The following is a 23,210-nucleotide window of genomic DNA, read 5'->3' as shown; positions in this document are numbered from 1 at the left end:
AACGGTACAGAACCGCGGCTACGGGCGGTGACCGCGACAGACCCGTTCGACGGCGTCGGCGAGCGATCGAAACGCCTGACAGGCGGGCGTTCCCGGCGACGCCCGACAGACCGGCTGACCCGCGGCCTGTGCGTCCGCGACGGCTGCGTCGTCGGGCACCGTGCTCACCGGCGCGCCAAGCGTCGCCGCGACGGCGTCGGGGTTCGCGCCGTCGTCCGCGCGGTTGAGGACGACGCGTGCCAGGCCGGCGTCGAGTTCTCGTGCGAGTTCACGAACCCGGACCGCGTCCGTAACGGCCGATTCTGACGGGGTGGTCACCAGCACACACGCGTCGGCGACGTACAGCGGGAGGCCAACGTCGGCTCGCAATCCCGCCGGGGAGTCGACGATCACGTCGCCGTAGGCGCGCTCGACGGCTTCGATCGCGGCGACGAGCGCCGTGGGATCGCCGGCACGAGCACCGGCCAGACTGCGTCCACACGGTAGGATCGAGACCGGAGGCCCCTCTCTGACGGCCTCGACGGGATCCGCACGTCCGGCGAGTACGTCGTGCAGATCCGGCCCGTGGTCGGCGGGCAGGTCTGCCATCCCGAGGTCGCCATCAATGACGACCGCGTCGAGGTGGGCGGCGAGGTTGTACGCGACCGTCGACTTCCCGACGCCACCCTTGCCGCCCGTCACGGCCAGAATCATGCTAGCCGCTCCAGCGACGACAGCGGCGGATCGGTCGCCTCGATCCGATCTGCGAGCCTGCGTGCGCGGTCTGCGACCGCCAGGAGCCGGCGTCGGTCGGCGGCACACGCTCGGGCAGACCGCCGGCCGGCAGCGAGTCCCCCCGTCGACTGGAGGGCCGTCGTCGCCTCGGGGACCGTCTCGACGGCGTCCAGTCGTTCGAGTGTCGTCACCCGCTCCTCGACGCCGTCGAGCCAGTCGGTCACCGGATCTGTCGAACCCGCTCGTCGGTCCGGCACTGTCTGGGCTGTCGACTCGTCGCGCACGCGGTGCTCGGGAGAGGGGCTGTGGTCGGGTGCGTCCGGCGTCTCCTCGGCCGCGGTGGCCGTGTCACAGTCGGGACGCGGGTCGGCTCGAACGGCTGCCGGTTCGGGCACCCCATCACGGGGCGGTGACGGATCGCCGAGCCGCTGGAGAACCGTCGTCGCGTCCTCGTCAGCGGCGTCCGCCGTGTCCGGGACGACCTCGCGTTCCTCGACCACGACCGGCTGTTGGGCCGGTGGTGCCGGCGTCGCGTACCCCAGCGCGAGCCGTCCGTCGGCCGGCACGACGCCCTCGTATCCCGACTCGTCCCAGCCGCGCTCGGGTTCGCCCTCGCAGCGGGGCGGCCAGACCGGCCCGTCGAGTCGCTGTTCGACGCGGACCCGACGGGCGGGCCCGTCGCTGGCCAGCGAGACCGTCACGAGCGTCACACCGTCGATCGCCGTCGCACTCGCATCCACCGAAACCATACGGTCGGTGGCCCCGTCACGCGATTTAAACGTCCGGGCCGCAGGCGACGACGGGGCCCTCCACCCAGGCGGCCGCGGCGGCCGGCGTCGGGAACTGCTCCGTCGCGAGCACGACCGGCGCTCGCTGGGTCCCGACACGGAGAATCGCCAGAGCGGCGGTCGTCGGGTCACAGTCGAACGGGTCGGCACCGGGATCGAGCGCGAACACGGCCCGTTCGTAGGGGTCGCGGACGCGCTCGACCAGCCACGAGCGCGCGTCGCGTTCGCGGTTGGCGATCCGGTCGTCGAGGCGGAGGCGACGCTGGCGTCGGTCTCGCTGTTCGCGTGTCGCCTGCCGGGTCTGTGCGGCCGCGAGACGGGTCGTCTGTGCCTCGGACAGCCGTGTGGCAGCCTCACGCAGTGCCGCCCGCTCGTCGCTGGCGTCTATATCGTGCGCTCGCAGTGCCGAGATCCGACCGCGGAGTTCGGCGACGCGCTCTTCGAGGGCCGCCGGATCCTCTTCGGGTGGTGTCGCGTGCTGTGGCACGCGCTCGTCCACGTCGATCGCGTCGCGTTCGGCCCGCAGTCGCTCGATCTCGTCGTCCTGCGGTGGCGTGAGGCCGCGAGTCCTGGCAGCGACGGCGAGTGCCGGCCGGACCCGGAGTCCCATCTCCGGATGGACGTGTCCCACGCGGTCGAAGAGCGGCCCCGGTGGGGGACAGTGGACGCGACAGGCGGCGTCGTCGCCGCGGACGGCGTCGACGACCTGGTGGCCGGAGACGCCGGTCGCCCGGAGGTCCGCGACGCTGCCACACCACGTTCGGTCTGCCGTCCGGACGATCACAGGTCTCGCTCCCGGAGCGCCGACGGCCCGGGGTGGTCGGTCCCGGCGGAAAACTGGCGATAGGGAACCGACGGCTGGTCGCGGTCCTCGTAGGCATCGGCAGCCTCGCGAACGTCGGCGGGGACGTCCGCCGGAACGAACGGTTCGACGCGCTCGATCTGTACGTCCCGTCCGTGCTTCTCGCGGAGCCGACACGCCTGAAACGCCCCGAAGGCCGTCCCTGCGAGCAGTGCCGCGCGACCGAACTGCCGGACGGTCGTCTCCTCGTGGGCCCGCGTGACGTTGCGCAGCGACGACCGTGCCGACCGCGAGTACGTGATCACGAGGAACATACGCCCACGATCTTCGCTTTCAGTGTTTAAATTTACGAACTAAAGGTCGTTTCGAACGCGGACCGGTGGCGTGCTGTCGAGGTCGACACGAGCGTCGCACAGCGACGTGATCGAGGCGACCGTCTGTGCGTCGTGGGCCGCCGGATCGAGGTGAAAGTGGGCCCGAGCGTCCGCGAGGTAGCACTGTCGGGTCACCGTGTGCAGGAACTCGTAGGTCGTTTCGACCGCGACGTGGCCGAGCAGTTCGGTCAGCGAGTCGAAACACACCGTCAGCTCGCCGTCGGTCTCCGCGATGAACTGGCTGAGTTTGATCCCCAGCGCCGCGAGGTCACTGGGCGTCGAGATCACCTCGACGGTGACGTCGTCGTCTCGCTCACCCGTCGGCGTCGTGCCGACCGCGAGGACGGCACGGTCGGCGTCCGCCGCGACCGTGTCGTCGAGACACTCCGACGGCGACTGTCCGAAAGAGACCCACAGCACCGTCCGGCCCGCAGCACCGCCGTCGGCCAGCAGTCGCCCACAGAGTTCGTCGGTCCGCGCACACGACCCACAGAGCAGGAGCGTCGTCACACCGTCCAACCGGTCGATCACGGACTGCATTACCGGAACCACAGGGACTACACCCGCAAATCCCTTTCTACTGCCAGGTCAGGGATCGACCGGCGTCACCTCGAAGCGGCCCGGCGACTCGACGAGCGACTGGACTCGGTCGCGAGCGTCCGGGCGCGAACTCGCCAGGACGACGACGCCGTCGGCGTCGCCGCCGTCGGCACGGTAGGCCTGCAGCTCCCCGTCGAAGTCGGTCGCGTAGGTTCGCAAGACGCCCCGGACTTCCGCTTCGAGGTCGGCCAGCGAACACTCGCCCTGCTCGAAGCGAGCCAGTGCGTCCTCGACGTTCCTGAGTGCTGAGATGCGGTCCATCTACGTCGTCCTCAGGTGATCGGTACGTGGTTCGTACACCTCGCCTTTCTGCTTGAGCTTCTCGATCTCGTGTTCGGCCTTGGACTCGTCAATCCCGACCTCCTCCGCTCGCTCGACGACCACATCGACCGGCGCACCCTCGTCGTACTCCTCCTCGATGTCGGAGATGATCCCCTTGAGGTTCTGGATCCGGTCGCGCTGGCTCTTCGAGGTCCCGGTCTCGACAACGTCGGCGTCGAACTCGCCCGTCTCGGGATCGACGCCGATCTGCTCCATGCAGTAGCGAGCGATCGTCGTCGCCCGCTCGGCGTCTTCTTTCTCGACCGTGTCCGAGAGTCGGATCCGCGCCGACGCCTCCGAGAGGCGGACCAGCGCCTCCAGCTTTCGGGCCGTCACCGGCACCGCAGCGTCCTCGTCAGTCCCCTGGACCCGCAGATCGACGTAGAAGTCCTCGATCTCGGTCTTTGCCTCCTCGGTCATCGTCGGGAAGCAACTCGTCTTCGCGTGAGCGATGTACTTGCGCAACAGGTCCGGTTCGATCGTCGGTGCGACCTCCTCGGTGACGGCGTCGACCTGGTCCTGGCTGTAGTCCGACGTGGGGTTCTCCGTGCGGTGGGTGTGGAGTTCCCCCGCGTAGTTCGTCTGGATGATGTGACTCGCCAGATTCCGGTCTTCCTCCTCGTCGGGCTCGTCGGTGACCGTGAAGATGAGGTCGAACCGCGAGATCAGCGCGGGTTCGAGGTCGATCTGCTCGCCGATGGGCTCGAACTGGTCGAACCGGCCGTACTTGGGGTTCGCAGCTCCAAGCAGCGAACACCGGGACTTCAGCGTCGCGTTGATGCCCGCCTTGTTGATGCTGATCTCCTGTTGTTCCAGGGCCTGGTGCATCGCGCTCCGATCGTCCGGATTCATCTTATCCAGCTCGTCGACAGCGGCGATCCCGAGGTCTGCGAGCACGAGCGCACCCGCCTCCAGGGTCCACTGCTGGCCGTCGCCGAAGTCGTCCCGAACCGCCGCTGCGGTGTTGTGTGTGACGATGCCGTTGCCGACGAAGTTGTGCGTTTCCGGAACGGTGAGGTCGAACACTTCTTTCTCGCCAGTGTCCACGGCGGCGACGACCTCGTCCCATCGCAGATCGGCGTCGACCGCCTCCTTCACGAGGGGTTCTGTCGGTCCCAGATCGACATCTTCGAGCATCGATCTGGCCCGCGAACGGCCGGGATCTTCACTCCGGTTGATGTTCTGATAGTACTGGCCGGCGGCCCCCTCGACTGTAGCGAGGGTTGAACCGATCGGGAGCGTCTCACGCTGGCGTCGCTCGACAGCGGTTATCTCGGCGAGCGATCGCTGTTTCTCGACACTGTCGAAGCCGATCGCCTCGGCGTATCGATCGATGTCTGCACCGTAGATCTCGACGAACTGCTGGACGTGTTTGGACTCGATGACGTACCCGTCCCCACGTTCGTAGCTCCCGCGACGGTCGCGTTCGCGCGTCCTCGCCCGCACACCGTAGGTTTCGAGCATGAGCTGGAGTTGTCGAGCGAGTTCGTCGCTGATCGTCGACAGAAGAACGCTCGAACCGCCGTCGTCTCGGTTCGAGACGGATCCGTCGGCATCCATGAGGCCACGGATGAAGGCGTCCGCGTGTTCACTGACCGTCAGGGAGTCGGCCAGTGCGAGATCCTGTTTCGGCGTCTGCATTCCGGCGTTGGCGAATATCCGAGCGATCGGCGCGCTGTTGACTCGAATGCAGGGGACCCTCTCGTCTTGATATTCGATCTCTGGCCGCTTATCGAACTTCGCATCGAAAATCTCGATAGCCCGTTCCAGTAACGCCTCGTCGCTGTTCGAGATGCGGACCATTCCTCTGTTTCCGCCGCGACGATCCAGCGAGATGTCGCCGTCTCCGAACACGAGCCCCAGCAGGTACATCAGGTCCTCGTCGAACGTCTCCGGGAGCGTAGTCGAGTCTCCGTGCCTGATCATGAGGCGATCGAAATCTACGTCTTCACGTGTCGCTCCGATCGCATCGAGCATCCGGTCGAGTTTCTCCAGCGGGACGTGGCGGTTCTTGAGCTGCAGATATATGAAGTCCTCCGAGAGATCCAGCGCGGCGGCTGCATCTCTGAGCGTCCCGAACTCTGCCTGTAACGACTCGCGGAGGAACTCGATCGAGTCGTCCGTGAGCAGGACCTTCTCGGTCGTCAGTTGGAGGAACTCTCTCACTGGCACCTCCGACCGGTCGATAGCATCGTATCGCGGGACTGCGACGTGATCGCCCTGTTCGACCTCGGAGATCTCGGTCCACTCGATCCCGTCGGTGCCACACGTCAGCACCGGAGTGTTCACGGACGCTTCGAGTTCCTTGCCGTGGCTCGTTTCGATCCGTCGACACGTCTTCTCCGGCATCCGCCACGCACGCGAGGAGGTCCCATCTTGCATCTCCTCTGCATCGCGGTCGAACGTCTGGAGGTCGATCTGCTTTCGCACCGACGTTTCCTCGGACACTGGCTCTGGGAGTTCCGACGACACGAGATCACGAATCGGTCGGAATCCCTCGTCGGTGTGGATCATCGTGTCACCAGTGACACAGAGCCCGGCGCTGCTGGACCCCTTCCCGGAGGTGTAGACCGAACGAGGGGCGATATTTTGGATGTAGGAGAGCATCTGGGACTTCCCCGTTCCCGGATCACCTATCAGTAGCATGTGGAGGTCGCCACGGATTCGGGAGCCGTCTGGGAGGTGTTTGGTGACTCCGGAGAACAGTTGGAGCATCATCGCGAGTTTCTCGCGCTCGTAGCCGTAGATCGACGGCGCGATCGCGCCGACCATCTTGTCGTAGAGGTCGTCCTCGTTGGACAGCTCGATGATCTCTTTTTTGTCCTCTTCGGTGATGTTCATGTCCTCGAACTGTTCGTCCTCGATCGAGACGTCGATCCCGTCCATGTAGAGGTCGAACATCGGGGACTGATTGCGGTCGTCGCCCTGCTGGTCGAGTTTGAGGACGCCAGTCACGCGGACGTGGTCGCCGGCAGTCACCTCGCCGGTGATGTCGTCTTCGATGTTCACGTCGATGGCCTGCGGGGTCTCGCCGCCGCGCAGTCCTTCGGGGGACTCCTGGACGCGGATCTTCTGGGCGTCGACGAACTCCGACTGGTCCATGTTCAGGCGGAACGGCCCCTGGCGCTCACAGCCCTGGCACTCGTGGGGCTCCTGGAAGTCGCCGGCGACCTGGGGAATCCGGGTGAGAGTGCCACAGCGCTGGCACTCGAAGGCGGCGTTGGTCACTTTGGGCCGCACGTCGGTCGCCTTGCGGACGATCCCCTGGACGGCGATGAGCATCCCGTGGTGTTCGTGGCGGATCTCCCGGATGTCCTCGGCCTCGGGGAGGTTGTGAAAGCGAACGTGGGCCTGGCCGAGCTTCACGTCGACCGGGAGGTCGTAGAGTCGCAGCGCCTCCTCCGCGTAGTCCTGCATCTGCTCGGGGCGGTTGCGCACGTCGTCGGCGAGGTCGGGGTCGAAGCGATAGAGGTCGTCCCAGTCGACCCACAGCGACTTCTGGTCGTTGGGGTACTTCTGGGCGAGTTCACCGATCTCGTTGCGGTAGTAGTCCCGGTAGAACTCCTCGAACGCGTCGGTGAGTTCGGTGTTGTCGACGCCGGTAGCCATTGGAACCGAGATAGTGCGTCCTCGCTCAAGAAGGTTCGCAAACCGGGGTGGAAGTGGTCGGACCGAACCGGGAAGCGCCCGTATCAGTCAGTACGGACCACATCGACGGCTGCAGTGGTCGTTATACTGCCGGCTGTAAGTCTGTGAAGAATTTCGCGACCACGGAGTCGCGAATATCTTGAAACAGTTACAGCCGGCAGTATTACTTGGCGCTCTCGACGAGATTCTCCTGCGTGAATTCGTCGACCGAGATCCCGTACTCCTCTTGAAGCGTGTTCCGTCTCTCGATGAGATCGGCCCTCAGCCGTCGTGACTCGGCGAGCGTTCGACTCTTCTCGTCGCGGAGGTGCTGGCGCTCTTCGAGAGCGACCTCGTCGAGGAGCCCCCGGAATTCGTCTCCGTGGTGTTCGAGTAATTGCGACCAGCCAGTGTGGAGGTCGCGGTACTCTCGCCCCTCGCCGTCTAAGAGATACGACAAAAGCCGCGGCGGGTCGACAGACATACTCCCCCGAGAGAAGTCGAACCGAGGCACGTCACGTTCGACTTTTTTCGTCAGGTCGGGACCAGCTGTCCCCACCACGTCGTGTACCGCTGCAGTCAGGTCTTCGACCGTAGTGTCGTACGACGCCAGTTCCGAGTGTAGCTCCGGATGGCGCTCTTTCGAACGCAACAGTGCAGCCTCGTCTGTTTGCGTCTTCGAGAGGGGTTTCTGAATCGAAAGCCCACCGTCGGGCTCCCACTGCTCGTGTTCTGGAAATGCTTGGGCTCCCGGTTTCCAACCGACGAACCCCGATTCGAGTTTCTCGATATTCCCGGCGAGGCGATCGATTGCGGGCTGGATGACGTACTGGAGTTCGTCGATGACGACCTGTTTTTCTCGATCCTTTCTGAGCTCCTGGATCGTCTTTCGGTTTTGACGGACCGTGAGAAAGGTCGCTCCGACGAAAAGGAGGGTGGCAACAGTCCCGAGCGCCTGGATGAGAAACGTTGCAACGCCGTCGCCCAGAGTGCCAGTGAAATAAGAGACGAGCACGTCCACGATCAAGAGCACCAGTGCGAAGGTGAGACCCAAGAGCAACTTCGTCGTGTTGACCATCCCTGCCACACTTCCGTACCCGGTTACAAACGCTTTGTCCACTCATGCGGAGAGTCTGTTTCGCCCACGTTTTTCGAGGAGCCCTCACCGCAGGCTCGCGAGGAAGGGCGACGATGGAAAAAGTGGATGGGATCGCCCGGATTTGAACCGGGGTCACGGGCACCCAAGGCCCGAAGTATACCAGGCTAACCCACGATCCCGTACCAACAGATGCGGCCGTCGCTGAGTAAAGGGTTTCGTTGCGGTGGCACATCGACACACCCTGTCACGGAGTCAGGCCCCAGAAGTAGGCGATGCCCAGCGTCGTGACGACGGCAAAGATCGCCTGTAGCGGCGCGCCGACCCGCAGATAGTCGGTAAAGCGATAGCCGCCGGGGCCGTAGACGAAGAGGTTCGTCTGGTAGCCCACGGGCGTCATGAAGGCCGTCGAGGCGGCGAAGGTCACGGCCAGTACGAACGCGAAGGCGTTGGCCCCGAGCTGGACGGCGGCCTCGGCGGCGACGGGGATCATGAGGACGACGCTGGCGTTGTTCGAGATGATGTTCGTCAGGACCGCCGTGACGACGTACATCAGTCCGAGCACCACGAGCGGTGGGAACGACGGCGCGGCGAGCACGAGGAGGTCAGCCAGCAGCGCCGCGCCGCCGGTCGCCTCCAGGGCGAGCCCCAGCGGGATGACGCCCGCGAGCAGGAAGATCACGTCCCACTGGACGGCGTCGTAGATCTCCGAGGAGCGCAGACAGCCAGAGAGGACCATCCCGAGCGCGCCGGCCAGCGCCGAGACGACGATCGGGACCGGCGTGAGTGCCGCGACGGCGACGACGGCGGCGACGATGCCGACGGCGACGGGGACTTTCGACTTCCGGAAGTCGGGGCGTTCGACCTCGCGGGCGACGATGAAGTTCGGGTTGTTGTTCAGGCGGTCGATGCTGTCGCCGGCTCCCTGGACCAGGAGCGTGTCGCCGACGCGAAGCGTCGTCCGGTCCATCCGCTGGCGGATCAACTCGCCGCCGCGCCGGAGCGCGAGGACGCTGGCGTCGTAGCGCTGTCGGAAGTTCGTCGACCGGAGCGACGCGCCGACCAGCTCCGAGCCCGGTGCGATCACGACCTCGACGAGGTTCTGTCGCTCTTCGGCCTCTTCGAGTTCTGCCTCGTCGACGACCACGTCGGGCACCACGTCCAGGCCCTCGGCGTCGAGCAGTTCGACGAGCGTGTCCCGGTCGGTCCGGATCGCGAACACGTCACCAGCCCGGATCGACTTCGCACCGAGCGGTTCGAGGAAGGTCCGGCGATCCCGGATCAGCTGGACGATGTCGATGTCCAGTTCGGTCGCTTCCAGCGCGTCGTGGACGGTCTGGCCGACGATCGGCGAGTCCTCGCGGACGACGACTTCGGTGAGGTAGTCGGCCATCTCGAACTCCTGGGTCAGATCGCCACGCGGTTCGATCCGTTCGGGAGTGAGCCAGCGGCCGACCGTCATGAGGTACAGCGAGCCGACGACGAGCAGGATGACGCCCAGCTGTGTGAACTCGAACATGGAGAACACGTGGAGGTCGCCGTAGCGCGCCGGATCCTCGATCGCCAGTCGGCCGGCGAGATCACTGGCGAGGATGTTCGTCGAGGTGCCGATCAGCGTGAGCATCCCCCCGAACATCGAGGCGAAAGAGAGCGGCAGCAACAGCTTCGAGGGCGAGGTCCGACCCTTGTGTGCGAGGTCGGTCACCATGGGCAGCAGGATGGCGACGGCCGCCGTGTTGTTGATGAACCCGGAGATCGGCCCGACGATGCCGACGGTCGCCCCGAGCTGTCTGGTCTCGCTGTCGCCGGTCAACGCAGCGACCTTAGCCCCCAGGATCTGGATCACGCCGGTCCGCTGGACGCCCGCCGAGAGGACGAACATCGCGAGGACGGTGATCGTCGCCGGAGAGGCAAAGCCCGAGAGCCCCACGGCCACCGGATCGACGGCGTCGCCGGGCTCGTGGAGGACGTAGAGTCGCTCGGCCAGCAGTCCGGCGTCGGCCAGCAGCGCGGTCAGCGGTTCGACGACCAGTAGCGCCACCATCACGCCGATGGCGGTCACGTCGACGGGCACGCGCTCGGTCGCGAAGAGAACGAGCGCACCGGCGACGACGGCGAAGACGAACGCCATTGCCGGCGTGATCGGTGGCAGTGTCACAGCAGAGGAGGGGGCCGGCGGGGATAAAAACGTCACCCTCGCGAAGCGCCACGCGTTCAGCGCAGTGTCACTCTCGGAACGCCTCGCAGTTCACGGGTCGTACACGCCCCGCTCACACACTCCGAGAGCGCACCGATCAGTCGCGCTCTCGGAGCTCCATCTCGGCGACGATCTCGTAGGGGTGCAGGTCCTTTCGGATCCCGTCGAGAATCGCGAACGCCTGATCGGGTGCGAGGAAGAACCGCGTCACGGCCCGGCCCAGCGGCGTCGGCTCCAGCCCGTCGATGAACTCGTACTGGAGGAGTTTGCCCAGCGCGTGCTTGGTCGGGACCTCGCCGATCATGCGGTCGTTGAGCCGCTTTGCCTGGTCGCCGGCGACGGTGACGTTGGCCAGCGTCTCCTCGACGGCCGCGGCCTCGTCGTACTCGGTGATGACCGGCTCCATGTCGCCTTTGAGCAGTTTGAACGCGACCTCGTCTTCCGACATCTCCATACTGTTGTGATAGGAGCAGTCGGGTTCGACCAGCAGGTAGACGGTCCCCTTGTCGTGGTAGTCGGGCCGGCCGGCGCGGCCGAGCATCTGGCTGAACTCCTGGACCGACAGCCACTCGATGCCCATCGCCAGCGAGTCGAAGACGACCTGCGAGGCCGGGAAGTCCACCCCGGCGGCCAGCGCGGCGGTCGTGACGACTGCCGCGAGGTCCTGGTCGGCGAACTGCCGCTCGACGCGCTGGCGGCGTTTGTTGTCCAGACCGGCGTGATACGGTGCCGAGTCGTACTCCAGTTTCCGAGAGATCTCGTGACAGCGCCGTCGGGAGTTGGTGAAGATGATCGTCTGGCCCCGGTAGCCCTTGCTCGATTTCGTGTCGAAGGCCCGCCTGACGAGTTTGTTCTCGATGCGGGTCTTCTCCTGCCCGTCGGCGAAGGTGACGTGCCGTTCGATGGGGACCGGACGCTCCTCGAACTCGACCAAGTTCGCCCGGAGCTTCTTGGCGAGGTCGCTGGCGTTGCCGACCGTCGCCGAGAGATAGATCCACTGGGTGCCGTCCGGCCCGACGCTTTGCTCACGGGCTCCGCCCGTTCGCCCTTTCCGAGACTGTTCCGCAGTCTCGCCCTGCTCGCAGTAGTACTTCAGCCGCGAGATGAGGCCGTCGAGGCGATGGCCACGCTCGCCCTCGCCCAGCGTGTGGACCTCGTCGATGACGACCGTCCCGATGTCGCCCAGATCCTTGCCGGTCCGCAGCGCGTGGTCGATGCCCTCGTAGGTGCCGACGATCACGTCGGCGTTCGGGTCGAAGCGGTTGCCGTCGCCGTCGATCCGGCTCGATCCGACGCGCAGCGACACGTCGACCATGTCGCCGTAGCGCTCCGTGAACGACTCGTACTTCTGGTTTGCCAGCGCCACCAGCGGGACGAGAAAGAGCATCTTCCCCTTGTTGTTCAGCACGCGGTCGAGGCCGGCCATCTCGCCGATCAGCGTCTTCCCGGTCGCGGTCGCAGAGACGACGAGCTGGTCTCTACCGTCGGTCGCGCCGTTCTCGACGGCGAGACTCTGGACCGGCAAGAGCGTGTCGAAGCGGCCTTCGAGGTGTTGCTGGATGCCGGGGTGGAGATCCAGCGAGTCCACCGGCACGAGGTCGATGTCGTCGACGGTCGCCGAGATCTCGTCGAACTTCGTCAGGTCGGGATCGAGTTCGCCAGCGAGCAGGTTCTCGATGCGATCGAGGTCCTGAACGTCGAGCAGGAGCTCTTCGAGGCGAGCCTGGGCGTCGCCGGTGATCCCGCCGTTGAGTGCGAGTTCGCGGTCCAGTTCCTCGCGAGCGCAGTCCGGACAGATGTGTTCGTCGTCGGCCTTGATCGCCGTCTCGCTCGTGATCGGCGAGTACCGGCCACTGGAGGCACAGTACCGGCAGGTGCGCACGACCTTCGCCGAGAGCTGGTAGCCGTCGAGCATCGCCTGTAACTCCTCGCGGCCCCGTCCGGAGGTCTGCTCGGAGATACGGATCCGCGAGGCCCGACGCGCGAGTTCGACGAACTGGTCGGGACTGCGCAGGTCCTCGCTGGCCCCCCGCTTGATCCGGAGCCGGCGAGGCCGTGGCCCGGCGTCGGTCTGTTTGAGTTCGAGCACGCCGTGAAACACTCGATCACCGTCCCGCCGAACGACGACCCGGTAGTCGTCGCCGTGCTCGTGGAGGAACAGCGTATCGACGCGTGCGACCTGCTGAGACACGCCTGGACGAACGCGACGGAGCTATTTGAGCGGTTCGGAACCTCGCCGGACGCGGCTGTCGCCAGTCGACCCTGGACGACGAGAGGGTGTCGCAGCTTCGGACCACAGCGTTATCAGTTCAGAGATAGAATAATTCACAATGGCAGACAATAAGAGCGGACGAGACGATCAGGCAGACAACGCCGACCGACGCCAGCGCGAGCGGGACATCCTCACCGCGCTCGAACGCAACGACGAGACGGAGCCGCCCGTCGACGAGCGGGCGCTGGGCGAACTGGAGACAGAACTGGACACCTTGTCGTTCCCCGTGACAGCGCGGGAAGTCGTCGAAACCCTCGGAGATCGGACCGTCGAGTCGGACGCGGGCGTCCACACGGTCGCGGATCTCCTCCCAGAGACAGATCAGGAGACATTCGACGAACCGGCGACCGTCCGGACCCGCGTCCAGCGTCCGACCATCGCCGCGGCGATGAAGCGCATCGTCGAACACTGTCAGTCGATCCAGCAGACCTCGCTTGGCACCTCACAGCGAGAGGCCTACGAGAAGACGTTCCGGGCACTCAAAGCGGTCGACGCCGACGACGACGACGAAGGGATCCAGTACGTCGCCGACTGGATCGTCGAACGGATCGACGAGACGGGCACGCTGCCGGGATCGCGAGCGGTGCGCCGGGAAGCCGCGACGTTCTGTCGTTCGAACGGGTACAGCGTTCGCAACGACGAGTGGCTCGGCGTCTGAGGCCGGTCACGCAGGGGGCTTAAGCCCCTCCCACGACAAGCGACGACTATGCGACGATTCCGTATCGGCAGTGCCTTCGGCATTCCGATCCAGTTGGACCTGACCTTCCTGCTGGTGTTGCCACTGTTCGCGTGGATCATCGGCTCGCAGGTCGAGCCGACCGTCGAGTTGCTCAATCGGTTCGGTGGGAACCTCGATCCGGCAGTCCTCACCACCGATCTCCTACCGTGGCTGCTGGGCATCGCGGCCGCAGTCGGCCTGTTTACCGGCGTCGTCCTCCACGAGCTGGGCCACTCACTCGTGGCGATCCGCTACGGCTACCCGATCGAGTCGATCACGCTGTGGCTGTTCGGCGGCATCGCACAGTTAGACGAGATGCCCGAAGACTGGCGACAGGAGTTTCTCATCGCGCTGGCCGGCCCCGTCGTCAGCGTCCTCGTCGGGATCGTCTCGCTGGTCGGGTTCGTGCTGGTCCCCAGCGGGACGACGGCGTTCGCTGCCGTCCGCTTCGTCCTTGGCTACCTCGCGCTGATGAACGTCGCGCTGGCCGTCTTCAACATGCTACCGGGGTTCCCGATGGACGGCGGCCGCATCCTCCGGGCGCTGCTGGCCAGGACGAACCCCTACGCGCGCGCCACGGAGATCGCGGCCGAGGTCGGGAAGGGCTTCGCGATCCTGCTGGCGCTGTTCGGACTGTTCCCGCCGTTCAATCCGCTCCTGATCGGGCTGGCCTTCTTCATCTACATCGGCGCGGCCGGCGAGTCCCGCCAGACGGTCATGCGAGCGGCCTTCGAAGGCGTCACCGTCGCCGACGTGATGACGCCCGCCGACCGCGTGACCACCGTCGACCCCGACACGAAGGTCCGCGATCTCATCCGGACGATGTTCGAGGAGCGCCACACCGGCTACCCCGTCGAACGCAACGGTGAGATCGTCGGCCTCGTCACGCTGGAAGACGCCCGCGCCGTGCGGGAGGTCGAACGGGACGCCTACACCGTCAGCGACATCATGACGACGGAGCTCATCGTCCTCTTGCCCGAGGAAGACGTGATGACCGCGCTCTCGGAACTGGAGGGGAACAACGTCGGCCGCCTGATCGTCCTCGACGAAGCCGACGAGTTCCGCGGGCTGCTCACCCGCAGCGACATCATGACGGCACTGACGATCATCAAAGAGAACCCCGACTACAAGGCCGACGACGAAGGCGAAGCGACCGTCTTCGAGCCACAGGCGTGACGGCCGTTGGCCGGCCCAGCGAGCCCCGCCCGCCACCGGAGTGCTTCGCGCGAAACGTGGCCGAACTCTGCCCGCCGGTGATAGGGCGGACAGAGTGATACTGCCGGCTGTAACTTCGTGAAGATCTTCGCCACCCCGGGGTGGCGAAATCGTTCACAGATTTACAGCCGGTAGTATGAGACGAGTCACAGTACGTGCGCTCGTACTCACGGCGACGACTCTCTCGAGGGTCGTTTGTCAAAAATCAATCAGTCCGGGTGCGGGAATTGAACCCACGTCCCAGCCACCACAAGGCTGGAGGATACCACTACCCCAACCCGGACACGCTTGCATACGTCGATAACCGGGACTCGTGCATATACGTTACGACTCCGTACGGCCTTCGAGACGCTTTTACACGCCACACCCCAACAGTCTCTAAGCGTGGCCATCACCGACAAGATCTACGTCAAGAACCACCGCCAGCTCGCCTCACAGCTGGAGACCTCGTTCCCGAAGGGCGCGTTCAAGGGGGCGACGCTGGACATCCTCTTCCAGGGCGAGGGACTCGCGAAGCTCAACGAGGCAAGCCAGGATCGAGTCCTCGACTTCGCCGAGGACTTCCTCGACTGTGACTGTCAGGCGAATCCCCACTGTGGCTGTCCCGAGGAGAAGTTCGTCCGGTACCTCCTGGAGCTTCGGGCACAGGGACTCGGCCCCGACGCCATCGTCGACGTGATGGGCGACGACTACATGCTGTACGCCTACCCCGGCGACGTGCTCTCCTTTCTGGACGACTCAGTCAGGACGCTCGAAGCGGTCGAGGCACTGGCAGACGTAGACGCAAAACCGGACGTAGAGAAGCAGGCACGCGAGAGCAGAGACGAATTAGTCTAGATCGTCGAAGCTACCGATGCGGTAGGACGCGTCGTCGTCGTCTTCGCCGTCGAGATCTTCGAGCTGGACGATGTCTTCCTGGTCGTGCTCGTCGAGTTGCTGGCGGAGCTGGGTGACGTAGCGCTTGTGCTCTTCGAGCTGTTCGCGGAGGTGGTCGGCCTCCAGTTCCAGCCGCTCGTGTTCTCGGACGAAGCTCTTCGGGACCTCGACTTTCGGCGGGAAGCTCTCGGTCGTCTCCTCGGTGTCCGTCGCTTCGTTGAGTTCGTGTTCGGGGACGACCTCGACCTGGCCGTCGTGAGCGACGAGGAGATCCACGTAGTCACGGAACACCGCAGACAGCGAGATGTCTCGTTCCTCGGCGATGCCACGGAGGGTCTCGAACTTCTCCTGGCTGACCCGGAACGAGATCGTCTTGTTTTTGTTGCTCATCCTTGTGTTCAGTTTGTCCCCGCATCATACTTAACCGTTTGTCAGACGATCGCACGGCTGACGGGGGATCGAAAGAAAACGAACGGGTGCCGGAAGTCGGCCTACTGCTCGGCGCTGGTCGTCTCTCGCTGCTCACGGGTCACGCTGTTCCCCGCTCGCAACTCCGAGACCCGCCTTCGCTACGCTTCTGGCGCGTCTCGCTGCTCGCCTTCGAGACTCTCCAGTGCGCCGACCGCGGCGCGGCGGTAGTTCTCGACGGGCAGGTCGTACTGCTCGCTGGCCATCTGGACGTACTCGTCCATCTCGGCACCGTCCTCGTCGTCGAACGCCTGGATCCGGTCGAGCGTTCGCTGGGCGGTCTCGACGACCCAGCGGTCGCGGGTCGCCTCGTCGACCTGTGAGATCGACTCCGGACGAACAGAGACGTTGACCTCGCCGTCGTCGGTCTCGTACGTGCGGGGCTTGCCGACGACGGCGACGTAGGCCGGCGGCTCCAGTTCCCGCAGCATCGAGGCGGCGTCGGGCTGGTACTGGCCGGCGTACATGAAGAACGTGTCGCCGTTGGGGTCGACGACTCGTCCCTGCCAGTACTCGCTGTCTTCACCGACGTCCTCGGTCTCGGTCAGCGTACCGACGAGGAACACGCGGTTGGCCCGCTCGCCCGTCGGCAACAGGGCGTAGACGGGAGCGCGCTCGTCGTCGGACTCCTTGAACGTGTAGCTCGCGTCGTTGAACTCGCTGGCGAAGACGCGGCGTGCGACTTCGCGGGTGGGTGTTGCAGCCATCTCAGATCGACCTCGCTTTGATGAGCATCGCCTCGGCGTCCACTGGCCCGTCCAGTCGCTCCTGTTCGTTCGCCAGGACGTACCGTCCGAGCGTCGGGCCGGTGACCCGGTAGTACCGACCCAGCACCTTCTGGCGCATCTCGTCGGCCACGACGGTCGTGTCCAGCGCGTCCATGGCCATCTCTTTGCCCTCTTCCAGCGAGATGCCGGTCAGTGCCTCGGTCGCCTCCTCGTCGAAGATGACCTCGGTGACCTCCTCGCCGTCGTCGAGGACGCCCTTGATGCGGAGGTCGAACTCGCCTTCGACCTCGCCGTGCTCGTTGCAGCGGCCGTTCTGGAGGACCCGCGTACAGTCCTCCTCGGGACAGCGCTTGATGAGCCCGCTGCCCGACTGGATGTCGACCAGCGCGCCCTCGACCTCGACGGCGTCGTCGCCGACCTCGATCTCTTCGTCGACGGCCTCGATGGTCGTCGTCCGGTTGAGCTTCACGGAGAAGCGGCCCTGGTACTCGTCGGTGACGACGTTTCGAAGCTCGTAGACCTGCCCTTCTTCGAGTTCCGGGAGGTCGGACTTGGACCACTTGGTGAACTTGATCGTCCCAGTCTCGTCGCCCAGCAGGCCGACCTGCGCGACGGCGTCGGCCGTGGCGTCCCACAGCTCGACGACCTTCGCGGTCACGTCGATCCACTCCTCGGGAGCGTCCACGTCGGCGATGTCGACGTGCTCGTTGCCGCCACCGCCCGAGAGCTGGTCGCGGTCCATGCCGGCGTCGTCGAGGTACGTGTTGACGACGCTGCGGCGGGCCTCGCTGAGCGGGACCTTGTACTCCTCGACCAGCGTTTCGAGGCGCTCCTCGATCTCGTCGACGGTCACGTCTAACTGGTCGTCGAACTGCTCTTGTATCTCTGTCGCAGGGGTATGCAAATCGGTCATTGGTGTCTCTGTCTCCGCGTGTTTTCGATGGGAGACACCTGTCGATTGGTCGTCTCGGTACATAAACCCTCGTCAACCACACCGAAAGTGAAAGCGACGCCCGGCGTGATGAGGGCTTTCGGCGTCTCTGCTCCAACACCCTCTGCCTGTCTGAACACGATCCTTCGTTGCCAGAGAAGATTCTTGAGGCGCGAGCCGAAACGGTACGTATGGCCGACGACGACCGGACGAGCCTCTTTCAGCAGATGATCAGGACGACCCTCCGGTCGGCGGGCCGCCAGGTCGAGGACGCCAAACAGGCCTACACCGACGCCAAGCGGTCCGCGCTCGCGGATCTCCCCCAGAACGACGACGGGAAGGCTCGCATCGTCTGTCGACGCTACGCCGAGCGCCGGGCAGTCCGCCTCGACGACCAGGCGCGCCCGGCCTGCTTCGACCCCGACCATCCCGACTGCCAGGGCTGTGCCGAAGACGTGAAAGCTGGCAGCGTCGAGACGTGGTGACCGGCCTGTTTCCGCTTCGGGTCGCACACTCCGTTCGCACGGTCTGTGGGACCGCCGGTCCCGCACTACTCGCGCAAAACACGAACAGAGGCGCTGGCCGACGCCGATCCGAGCGAACGCAGCGAGCGAGGGGATGTCTGCCAGCGTCCGCGAGCGTGCGCGGGCTTTCAGTCGTCGTCCGTGAAGTCTCACCGACACCGGCCGAAGCAACGTCACTCCGCGGCCGGCGTTCTGGCTCGCGACACCCGTCGACGAAGCCAGTGTTCGACCGCACCACCCGCGATCGCGACCGCGGTGACGACGGGCCAGCCCACGAGATACCAGCCGAAGGGCGTCGGGCCGACCGGTGCCGGCGGCGTCTGGGGGGCAACGTAAACGAGCCACGTCCGGGCCGCCGTCGCAAGGCCGATCCCGCCGACGACGACGGCCGGAGACGCGAGCCGTCTCGCCGCGATCAGCAGCGTCGGTCCCGCTCCGAGCGCCAACGCGCCGAGAGCGACGTACGCGAGGAAGGCTTCGTTGTCAGCGACGCGCGTGGTGAATCCGAACCACAGCCAGAGCGCGGCGACCAGCGCCAGGTGACCGATCCCGCCGACCACTGCGAGCGCGACCGATCGGCGATCGAGGGTGAGAGGAGAGATGACGGGGACCATATTCGAGAGACTGACTGCCACGACACTCAATCCTTCGGCGGTCGCGGACTCGGCCGACAGTCTCTCGGACAGAATTTTTGAGAGCGGCCGGCGTCCAAGCGGATACATGGATCGCCCCATCGTCGCTCTGGTACTGGCCGGCGGGACGGGGACGCGTCTCTACCCAGCCAGTCGCTCGGACCGGCCCAAACAGTTCCGGTCGTTCGGCGGTGACCGGTCGCTGCTGACCAGCGCCATCGAGCGAGTCGGTTTCGCCGACGAGACGTACGTCCTCACTCGCGAGGCCTTCGCCGACGAGGTCCACGACCACGCGCCCGAGGCGGCCGTCCTCACCGAGCCAGCGCCGAAAGACACCGGGCCCGCGCTCGTCTACGCCGCCCACCGCATCCGCGAGCAGGTCGGCGACTGCGTCCTCCTTGCGGTGCCAAGCGACCACGTCGTCGGCGACGGCTTCGAGGGCGTCGGGCGGCGGGCGGCTCGCACCGCAGTCGAAACGGAGGGGCTGGTGACCGTCGGTGTGGAGCCGACGCGTCCCGAACCGGGCTACGGCTACATCGAGCCCGGAGAGAGCCGAGAGGGCTACGAGACTGTCACGCAGTTCCGCGAGAAGCCGGACCGCGAGACCGCCACCGAGTACGTCGACCGCGGTTGCTACTGGAACGCCGGCATGTTCGCGTGGACGCCCGAGGCGTTGCTGTCGGCCGCGCGGGCGTCGCCGCTGTCGGGCCTCGTCGACGCACTGGAGCGGGGTGAACCCGAACGGGGGTTCGACGCCGTCGATCCGGTCAGCGTCGACTACGCCGTCCTCGAACGGGCCGAGGAGGTGTTGGTCGTGCCCGCCAACTTCGCCTGGGACGACCTGGGCGCGTGGGACGCGCTGGCGCGGCACTTGCCGACAGAGGACGACGGTAACGCCGTGCTCGGCGACGCCGTGACCGTCGACGCGGCGGACAACGTCGTCGCGACCGACGGCCACGTCAGCCTCGTGGGCGTCTCCGATCTCGTCGTCGCGAGTTACGGAGACCGAACGCTGGTCGTCCCCGCCGACGAGAGCCAGCGCGTCCGCGAGGTCGTCGCTCGCCTCCGAGACGAAGACGCGTTCTGAGGGGGCCGACGACTGGCACTGCCGAAAAAGTCTTCCCATCGCCGGCAGTAGGCGGCGCTATGGCAGGCGCTGCCCGGCAGTTCTGGCTGTTCGTCATTCCGTTCATCGTCGGCTTCGCGGCCGTCGGGCTGTTGGCGCTGTCGTTTTTCTTCCCGGGCGAACTCTACACCGTCGACAGCACGGGCTACCTGCTGACGGCGATCGTCGCGGTCGCGTCGCTTGGAATCGTCGTCTGGCAGTCGGTCGTCAGCGAGCGCACCGTCGTCGGCGGGATCGACGAACCCGAGCGGCGCTAGCTCCGCATCGACCCGCCGTCGATGGGCAGTGCCGTCCCGGTCACGTACGATGAGCGCACACTGGAGAGGAACGCGACCACGTCGCCCAGCTCGCGCGGGTCGGCGATCCGGTCGAGGGGCGCGTCGGACCACTCCGCTCGGCCCTGCTCGTAGCTGTCGTACTCGCCGCGTTCGACGGCGTCCTCGATCAGCTCCTGGATGCGCGGGGTCTCGTGAGCGCCGGGGAGGACCGCGTTGACCCGGACCTCGGGAGCGAACTCGCGGGCCTGTGTCTTCATGAGGCCGATGACGGCCCGCCGGACCGAGTTCGACAGCACGAGGTCGTCGATGACCTCTCTGACCGAGCGGGAGGTGATGTTGACGACCGTGCCAGCCTCGGAGTCCCGGAGATGCGGGTAGGCAAAGCGAGTGGTCCACACCGCGCTCATCACGAGGAGGTCGTAGGCGTGGTACCAGTCGTCGTCGGTCGTCGAGCGGAAGTCCCCACTGGATGGGCCGCCGGCACTCGTGACGACGTGGTCCAGCCCGCCCAGTTCGTCGACGGTCTCCTCGACGAAGGCGGCGACGTGATCCTGGTCGGTGATGTCGGCCTCGACGGCCAGCACGTCGCCGTCGCCGGTCGCTTCGAGCTGTTCGCGAGCGGCGTCGACGTGGGACGCCGTGCGGCCACAGACCGCGACGTGAGCGCCCTCTCGGGCCAGCGCCGTGGCACTCGCCAGTCCGAGGCCGCTGGTCGCTGCGGTACACAGTGCGACGTTGCCGTCGAGTTCCAGATCCATGTGGCCCGGTGCGCGCGGCAGCCCCAAAACGTCGTCGTCAGCGCCTCGACAGCCGAGTGCGATAGCGGTCGAGCAGCGTCTCGGCCAGCCGCCGCTCGGTCGGCGTGAACCCCAGCCACCGCAGGACGGCCGCGTAGGCCACAAGCCCCGCGGCGGTGCCGACGACGAGCGCAGTCGTGGACGGGAGCGTCGCCTTCGCCCCGAGCGTGACGGCCGCGAGGACGGCCCCAGCGGCGATCGGTTGCAGGTGCAACCGGGTGAACGGCTGGAGGCCTTCGAGCCGATAGAGCACGGCGACCTCGAACCCGTTGTTCAGCGTCAGCATGAGCAGGTAGCTCGCGACCAGCCCGGGCAGGTCGTAGGCCAGCGTGAGCGGGACCGCGACCGCGATCAACAGGAGCGTAACGACGGTGTTGACGATCAACAGTGCGCGCTGGTTGTCGGTCATCGTCAACAGGATCCCGACGCTGCCGGCCGCACACGCGCCGTACTGGGCGACGACGAAGCCCGGCAGGAGCGGCGCGTACTCGACGAACGTCGGCCCGAACAGCGCCATGACGGCTTCGCGATACACCACGACGGGGACCGACAGCGCCGTCACGCCCACGAGGACGATCCGGCTGGTCACGTGATAGAGCCGCGACAGCGCGGCCCGCGACTCTTCCTCGTGCAGGGCCGCCGCGACGGGCGGGATGAACTGATTGATCCCCATGAGCGGAAGTCTGACCAGCGAGCCGAGCAAGACGCCGACGGCGAAGACGCCGCCCGCGACCCCCGAGAGCAAGAGCGCGATCAGCGGGTAAAAGCCCAGGCGCTGGACGACCGTCGCGAACCCGCCCGCGAACAGCGGCGCGGTGTAGCGGACGTAGCGCCGCCAGATGGAGCCCTCGCCGTCGGTTCGCAGTCGCGGCCGGACGCCGCGATCACGGGCAAGCCACACGGCGGCGACGACGCCGACCAGCCCCATCACCGCGACCACGCCCAGCGCCACCGCCGCCAAGTCGCCGAAGAGGATCGTCCCGGCGACACCGACCAGCAACTGGCCCGTCGGGACGGCGATCCGGAGCGTCAGCGTCAGCGGCCCGACGGCCTCGAAGCCGCGGAACATCTCGGCGACGGTAAAGAGCCAGACGCTGGCCGGCAGCCCGACGGCGAAGATTCGCAGGAAGGTCCCGAACCGCTCGCCCTCGCCGGTCACCGTGACGGCAAGCGGCGTCGCGACGTACAGGGCCGCACCGAACAGCGTCGCGACGCCGAGCAACAGGAGGCTCGCGACGGTCAGCAACGCGTCGCGCTCCGCGTCGCTGTCGGCGTTCGGGAGGAAGCGACTCAGGCCGGAGCGAAACCCAAGCGCGAGGTGCAACAGGAAGCGCTGGAGCCTGCGTGCGACCGCGAAGACGCCGTAGGCTCCGGCGCTGAAGCCGTTCGTCAGGACGGCCGTGAACGCCAGCGTGAGCGCGCGCTGGAAGAGAATCCCCGGAATCGAGACCGTCGCACCGTGGGCGACCCGTTCCAGCGCGTCGTCGAGGGTCGCCTCGACGGACGCCTCGCTGTGCTCGTCACTGCGAGCGGTGTCTGAATCGGGCGAGGACGCCGATGGCACGGGCTACCGTGTCCGACGGGCTCGAATAAATCCGATGATCCACTCTCCGTGGCTGGGAAAAAACGGGTGACTGTCCACCCCGGCGGCGCTATCCGCCCCAGAAGTTGTCGCGACTGCCGAGACGCTCGTCGTCGTCGTCCTCGCCCTGGTACCCCTCGTCTTCGTCGTCTTCTCCGTCGTCCTCGTCCAGTTCGAGGCGCTCGACCTCGTCGGCGCGGGCGTGGTTCGACCGGACCTTCGTGATCCGGACGCGGGCCTTCGCCGGTGGGAGGAGGCCGTCAACCATCACGATGAAGCCGTCCTCGGTGCGGCCGACGCCGGCACCGCTCTCGTGGATGTCGTCGACCTCGACGACGACCTCCTCGCCGAGTTTGACGGGCTGGCTCTTCAGATCCGAGATCGGCTGGTTGTAGTGGTTGCACCACTCGGCACCACCGCGGTCGCCGTAGTGTTGACACCCCATCCCCTCGATGCGCTCGCTAAACTCGGGGCAGTCGTCCGCGAGTGGACAGTCGGCCATGCGACTGGTTACTGTGGCCGTCGGCAAAACGCTTACGAGCGA

General features: G+C 66.2%; 23 protein-coding genes and 2 tRNA genes. 6 read left to right on the top strand and 19 right to left on the bottom strand.

The window, feature by feature from the left end; genetic code table 11:
* Positions 1 to 18: 18 nt before the first annotated feature.
* The 11 genes from IL252_RS08550 to IL252_RS08500 form a co-directional block, all read right to left on the bottom strand.
* Positions 19 to 693 (bottom strand): MinD/ParA family protein, encoded by a 675-nt coding sequence (locus tag IL252_RS08550; RefSeq protein WP_208627650.1) that lies wholly within the window; start codon positions 691 to 693, stop codon positions 19 to 21.
* A complete protein-coding gene (locus IL252_RS08545; RefSeq protein WP_208627649.1) occupies positions 690 to 1,463 on the bottom strand; it encodes a hypothetical protein in 774 nt (257 codons plus the stop codon). Before IL252_RS08545 ends, IL252_RS08550 begins: the two co-directional genes overlap by 4 nt.
* A 25-nt stretch (positions 1,464 to 1,488) precedes the next feature.
* Positions 1,489 to 2,286 carry a hypothetical protein gene (locus IL252_RS08540; protein WP_208627648.1) on the bottom strand — a complete coding sequence of 266 codons (798 nt, stop codon included), beginning with the start codon at positions 2,284 to 2,286 and terminating at the stop codon, positions 1,489 to 1,491.
* Entirely contained in the window at positions 2,283 to 2,618 is a 336-nt protein-coding gene (locus IL252_RS08535; protein WP_208627647.1) for a hypothetical protein, read from the bottom strand. The genes IL252_RS08540 and IL252_RS08535 overlap by 4 nt, the downstream gene beginning before the upstream one ends.
* 39 nt (positions 2,619 to 2,657) lie before the next feature.
* Positions 2,658 to 3,218 (bottom strand): hypothetical protein, encoded by a 561-nt coding sequence (locus IL252_RS08530; RefSeq protein ID WP_208627646.1) that lies wholly within the window; start codon positions 3,216 to 3,218, stop codon positions 2,658 to 2,660.
* 48 nt (positions 3,219 to 3,266) lie between these two features.
* On the bottom strand, positions 3,267 to 3,539 hold the full coding sequence (locus IL252_RS08525) for a hypothetical protein (protein ID WP_208627645.1): 273 nt from the start codon (positions 3,537 to 3,539) through the stop codon (positions 3,267 to 3,269).
* Positions 3,540 to 7,208, bottom strand: coding sequence for an LAGLIDADG family homing endonuclease (locus IL252_RS08520; RefSeq protein WP_208627644.1), 3,669 nt, complete (start codon positions 7,206 to 7,208; stop codon positions 3,540 to 3,542).
* Between the two features lie 202 nt (positions 7,209 to 7,410).
* Positions 7,411 to 8,304, bottom strand: coding sequence for a hypothetical protein (locus IL252_RS08515; protein WP_208627643.1), 894 nt, complete (start codon positions 8,302 to 8,304; stop codon positions 7,411 to 7,413).
* A gap of 127 nt (positions 8,305 to 8,431) precedes the next feature.
* Positions 8,432 to 8,504, bottom strand: a tRNA-Pro gene (locus IL252_RS08510).
* Positions 8,505 to 8,569: 65 nt separating this feature from the next.
* Positions 8,570 to 10,453, bottom strand: a complete 1,884-nt coding sequence (locus IL252_RS08505) for an SLC13 family permease (RefSeq protein ID WP_153554875.1) — start codon at positions 10,451 to 10,453, stop codon at positions 8,570 to 8,572.
* A 163-nt stretch (positions 10,454 to 10,616) separates the two neighbouring features.
* Positions 10,617 to 12,710, bottom strand: coding sequence for a DEAD/DEAH box helicase (locus IL252_RS08500; protein WP_208627642.1), 2,094 nt, complete (start codon positions 12,708 to 12,710; stop codon positions 10,617 to 10,619).
* Between the two features lie 139 nt (positions 12,711 to 12,849).
* On the opposite strand from IL252_RS08500, the gene IL252_RS08495 reads away from it, so the two are divergent.
* Entirely contained in the window at positions 12,850 to 13,449 is a 600-nt protein-coding gene (locus tag IL252_RS08495) for a hypothetical protein (RefSeq protein ID WP_208627641.1), read from the top strand.
* 48 nt (positions 13,450 to 13,497) lie between these two features.
* A complete protein-coding gene (locus IL252_RS08490; protein ID WP_208627640.1) occupies positions 13,498 to 14,685 on the top strand; it encodes a site-2 protease family protein in 1,188 nt (395 codons plus the stop codon).
* A gap of 251 nt (positions 14,686 to 14,936) precedes the next feature.
* Here the strand turns inward: IL252_RS08490 and IL252_RS08485 are convergent.
* Positions 14,937 to 15,007, bottom strand: a tRNA-His gene (locus IL252_RS08485).
* 101 nt (positions 15,008 to 15,108) lie between these two features.
* On the opposite strand from IL252_RS08485, the gene IL252_RS08480 reads away from it, so the two are divergent.
* Positions 15,109 to 15,561: a DUF5814 domain-containing protein gene (locus tag IL252_RS08480; RefSeq protein WP_208627639.1), complete on the top strand. Its 453-nt coding sequence runs from the start codon at positions 15,109 to 15,111 to the stop codon at positions 15,559 to 15,561.
* Here the strand turns inward: IL252_RS08480 and IL252_RS08475 are convergent.
* The 3 genes from IL252_RS08475 to IL252_RS08465 form a co-directional block, all read right to left on the bottom strand.
* Positions 15,553 to 15,990, bottom strand: a complete 438-nt coding sequence (locus IL252_RS08475) for a hypothetical protein (protein ID WP_015762002.1) — start codon at positions 15,988 to 15,990, stop codon at positions 15,553 to 15,555. The genes IL252_RS08480 and IL252_RS08475 overlap by 9 nt on opposite strands.
* Positions 15,991 to 16,169: 179 nt before the next feature.
* A complete protein-coding gene (locus IL252_RS08470; protein WP_208627638.1) occupies positions 16,170 to 16,775 on the bottom strand; it encodes an RPA family protein in 606 nt (201 codons plus the stop codon).
* A gap of 1 nt (position 16,776) precedes the next feature.
* Positions 16,777 to 17,709: a replication factor A gene (locus IL252_RS08465; protein WP_153552169.1), complete on the bottom strand. Its 933-nt coding sequence runs from the start codon at positions 17,707 to 17,709 to the stop codon at positions 16,777 to 16,779.
* A 209-nt stretch (positions 17,710 to 17,918) separates the two neighbouring features.
* Here IL252_RS08465 and IL252_RS08460 point away from each other — a divergent pair, with 209 nt between their 5' ends.
* Entirely contained in the window at positions 17,919 to 18,212 is a 294-nt protein-coding gene (locus IL252_RS08460; RefSeq protein WP_153552170.1) for a hypothetical protein, read from the top strand.
* A gap of 212 nt (positions 18,213 to 18,424) precedes the next feature.
* Here the strand turns inward: IL252_RS08460 and IL252_RS08455 are convergent, their stop codons facing one another.
* Complete coding sequence (locus tag IL252_RS08455) at positions 18,425 to 18,865, bottom strand: hypothetical protein (RefSeq protein WP_208627637.1); 441 nt, start codon at positions 18,863 to 18,865, stop codon at positions 18,425 to 18,427.
* A gap of 106 nt (positions 18,866 to 18,971) precedes the next feature.
* Here IL252_RS08455 and IL252_RS08450 point away from each other — a divergent pair, with 106 nt between their 5' ends.
* Both IL252_RS08450 and IL252_RS08445 read left to right on the top strand, forming a co-directional pair.
* A complete protein-coding gene (locus IL252_RS08450; protein ID WP_208627636.1) occupies positions 18,972 to 19,970 on the top strand; it encodes a mannose-1-phosphate guanylyltransferase in 999 nt (332 codons plus the stop codon).
* Positions 19,971 to 20,029: 59 nt separating this feature from the next.
* Positions 20,030 to 20,266: a hypothetical protein gene (locus tag IL252_RS08445; RefSeq protein ID WP_153552173.1), complete on the top strand. Its 237-nt coding sequence runs from the start codon at positions 20,030 to 20,032 to the stop codon at positions 20,264 to 20,266.
* On the opposite strand, the gene IL252_RS08440 is transcribed toward IL252_RS08445, so the two are convergent.
* The 3 genes from IL252_RS08440 to IL252_RS08430 form a co-directional block, all read right to left on the bottom strand.
* Complete coding sequence (locus IL252_RS08440) at positions 20,263 to 21,045, bottom strand: SDR family oxidoreductase (protein ID WP_208627635.1); 783 nt, start codon at positions 21,043 to 21,045, stop codon at positions 20,263 to 20,265. The genes IL252_RS08445 and IL252_RS08440 overlap by 4 nt on opposite strands.
* Positions 21,046 to 21,082: 37 nt before the next feature.
* Positions 21,083 to 22,648 (bottom strand): lipopolysaccharide biosynthesis protein, encoded by a 1,566-nt coding sequence (locus tag IL252_RS17590; RefSeq protein ID WP_244256972.1) that lies wholly within the window; start codon positions 22,646 to 22,648, stop codon positions 21,083 to 21,085.
* An 88-nt stretch (positions 22,649 to 22,736) separates the two neighbouring features.
* Entirely contained in the window at positions 22,737 to 23,168 is a 432-nt protein-coding gene (locus IL252_RS08430) for a TRAM domain-containing protein (RefSeq protein ID WP_208627634.1), read from the bottom strand.
* Positions 23,169 to 23,210 lie beyond the last annotated feature (42 nt).

Source organism: Halomicrobium sp. IBSBa (genome assembly GCF_017612575.1).
Classification (GTDB): domain Archaea; phylum Halobacteriota; class Halobacteria; order Halobacteriales; family Haloarculaceae; genus Halomicrobium.
This window is presented reverse-complemented; position numbering and strand designations above follow the sequence as displayed.

Excerpts from the sequence above, each read along its gene's own strand:
- IL252_RS08430 (WP_208627634.1), bottom strand. The coding sequence starts at position 23,168 with ATGGCCGACTGTCCACTCGCGGACGACTGCCCCGAGTTTAGCGAGCGC.
- IL252_RS08495 (WP_208627641.1), top strand. The coding sequence starts at position 12,850 with ATGGCAGACAATAAGAGCGGACGAGACGATCAGGCAGACAACGCCGAC.
- IL252_RS08455 (WP_208627637.1), bottom strand. The coding sequence starts at position 18,865 with ATGGTCCCCGTCATCTCTCCTCTCACCCTCGATCGCCGATCGGTCGCG.
- IL252_RS08475 (WP_015762002.1), bottom strand. The coding sequence starts at position 15,990 with ATGAGCAACAAAAACAAGACGATCTCGTTCCGGGTCAGCCAGGAGAAG.
- IL252_RS08465 (WP_153552169.1), bottom strand. The coding sequence starts at position 17,709 with ATGACCGATTTGCATACCCCTGCGACAGAGATACAAGAGCAGTTCGAC.
- IL252_RS08515 (WP_208627643.1), bottom strand. The coding sequence starts at position 8,304 with ATGGTCAACACGACGAAGTTGCTCTTGGGTCTCACCTTCGCACTGGTG.
- IL252_RS08545 (WP_208627649.1), bottom strand. The coding sequence starts at position 1,463 with ATGGTTTCGGTGGATGCGAGTGCGACGGCGATCGACGGTGTGACGCTC.
- IL252_RS08445 (WP_153552173.1), top strand. The coding sequence starts at position 20,030 with ATGGCAGGCGCTGCCCGGCAGTTCTGGCTGTTCGTCATTCCGTTCATC.
- IL252_RS08520 (WP_208627644.1), bottom strand. The coding sequence starts at position 7,208 with ATGGCTACCGGCGTCGACAACACCGAACTCACCGACGCGTTCGAGGAG.
- IL252_RS08550 (WP_208627650.1), bottom strand. The coding sequence starts at position 693 with ATGATTCTGGCCGTGACGGGCGGCAAGGGTGGCGTCGGGAAGTCGACG.
- IL252_RS08470 (WP_208627638.1), bottom strand. The coding sequence starts at position 16,775 with ATGGCTGCAACACCCACCCGCGAAGTCGCACGCCGCGTCTTCGCCAGC.
- IL252_RS08505 (WP_153554875.1), bottom strand. The coding sequence starts at position 10,453 with ATGGCGTTCGTCTTCGCCGTCGTCGCCGGTGCGCTCGTTCTCTTCGCG.
- IL252_RS08525 (WP_208627645.1), bottom strand. The coding sequence starts at position 3,539 with ATGGACCGCATCTCAGCACTCAGGAACGTCGAGGACGCACTGGCTCGC.
- IL252_RS08530 (WP_208627646.1), bottom strand. The coding sequence starts at position 3,218 with ATGCAGTCCGTGATCGACCGGTTGGACGGTGTGACGACGCTCCTGCTC.
- IL252_RS08490 (WP_208627640.1), top strand. The coding sequence starts at position 13,498 with ATGCGACGATTCCGTATCGGCAGTGCCTTCGGCATTCCGATCCAGTTG.
- IL252_RS08460 (WP_153552170.1), top strand. The coding sequence starts at position 17,919 with ATGGCCGACGACGACCGGACGAGCCTCTTTCAGCAGATGATCAGGACG.
- IL252_RS08450 (WP_208627636.1), top strand. The coding sequence starts at position 18,972 with ATGGATCGCCCCATCGTCGCTCTGGTACTGGCCGGCGGGACGGGGACG.
- IL252_RS08440 (WP_208627635.1), bottom strand. The coding sequence starts at position 21,045 with ATGGATCTGGAACTCGACGGCAACGTCGCACTGTGTACCGCAGCGACC.
- IL252_RS08535 (WP_208627647.1), bottom strand. The coding sequence starts at position 2,618 with ATGTTCCTCGTGATCACGTACTCGCGGTCGGCACGGTCGTCGCTGCGC.